Below are 1,331 nucleotides of genomic sequence, written 5' to 3' on the forward strand. Positions count from 1 at the left end.
CCCCTTTTGTTAGACAATGAGGTATAATATAAATATACCGTAATTAAAACTAACGAAAGGGGGCATTTTTATGCCAAAAGGACAGCCGAATAAAAAGTACACGCCGGAATTCAAAATCAAAGTAGTAGAAACGATGCACAAGGAAAAACTTAGTTACAGTGAAACTGCACGTCAATTTGACATAAGTAATCATAGTAGAGTAGCAAGCTGGGAACGCATCTATCTTGAAGAAGGGAAAGAAGGCTTTTACATAGAACGCCGAGGACGCAAGTCAACATGTCGTCCCAAAAAGCTGAAGAAAGAAGTAGAGGAAGACCTTATTTCAGAGGTACAGCGACTTCGTGCGGAGAATGCATACTTAAAAAAATTGAATGCCTTGGTTTCCGAAAGGGTACGGCAAGAGAAAAATCACAAGTGATATGGGAACTGAGGCACGAATTCAAAATATGGTTGCTCATTGATATTGCCAATATCCCTCGCAGCACATATTACTATTACAGCAAACAATTTAATTCTCCAAAACCGGATAAATATGCTGACATAAAAACTGAAATACGTCATATTTACGATGAAAACAAGGGTCGTTATGGCTATCGAAGAATAACACAAGAATTGAAGAAAAAATTTGTTATCAATCATAAGACAGTACAAAAATTGATGAGAAAAATGGGCATATTTTGCCGAGTTCGTATGCATAAGTATAACTCATACAAAGGGGATGTCGGAAGGATTGCACCTAATCTTCTTGAACGAGATTTCAAGGCAGACAAACCGAATCAGAAGTGGGTAACAGATGTTACAGAGTTTGCTTTGTTTGGAATAAAGCTATATCTGTCACCAATCATTGATTTGTATAATGGTGAAGTCATTTCGTATAATCTTAGCCGTCATCCAAATCTCGCACAAACAACAGATATGCTTGAAAAGGCATTTGCCAAAATTTCCGATAATACAAATCTTATCCTGCATTCGGATCAAGGTTGGCAATATCAGCATAAGCGTTATCAGAAAATGCTTGCGGACAAGGGTATCAGGCAAAGTATGTCCCGAAAGGGCAACTGTCTTGACAACGCTTGTGCTGAAAACTTTTTCGGTTTATTAAAAACAGAATTGCTGTATCTGCAAGAGTTTATGTCCGTTGAGCATTTTATCTCGGAACTTACGGAATATATAGAATGGTACAACAACAAGCGTATCAAGCTTGAGCTTGATGGACTGTCTCCTGTAGATTACAGACACAAAGCTGCATAACAAAAGCGACCAAGATCTCTCTTAGTCGCTTTGCATAATTATTTCTTTATAACTTTGTCTAACTTTTTGGGGTCAGTTCA

At 37.7% G+C, this 1,331-nt stretch carries 2 protein-coding genes; both read left to right on the plus strand.

Annotated elements, in window-relative coordinates:
- Window positions 1-70: 70 nt before the first annotated feature.
- The gene (locus I2E21_RS12090) at window positions 71-418 is read left to right on the plus strand and encodes a helix-turn-helix domain-containing protein (RefSeq protein WP_195411476.1); all 348 of its coding nucleotides are present in this window, start codon (window positions 71-73) and stop codon (window positions 416-418) included.
- On the plus strand, window positions 415-1,251 hold the full coding sequence (locus I2E21_RS12095) for an IS3 family transposase (protein ID WP_301965271.1): 837 nt from the start codon (window positions 415-417) through the stop codon (window positions 1,249-1,251). Before I2E21_RS12090 ends, I2E21_RS12095 begins: the two co-directional genes overlap by 4 nt.
- Window positions 1,252-1,331 lie beyond the last annotated feature (80 nt).

It is taken from the genome of Ruminococcus sp. BSD2780120874_150323_B10 (assembly GCF_015553695.1).
Taxonomy (GTDB): Bacteria; Bacillota; Clostridia; order Oscillospirales; family Acutalibacteraceae; genus Ruminococcoides; species Ruminococcoides intestinale_A.

Coding starts and splice junctions, on each gene's coding strand:
- I2E21_RS12090 (WP_195411476.1), top strand. CDS start 71: ATGCCAAAAGGACAGCCGAATAAAAAGTACACGCCGGAATTCAAAATC.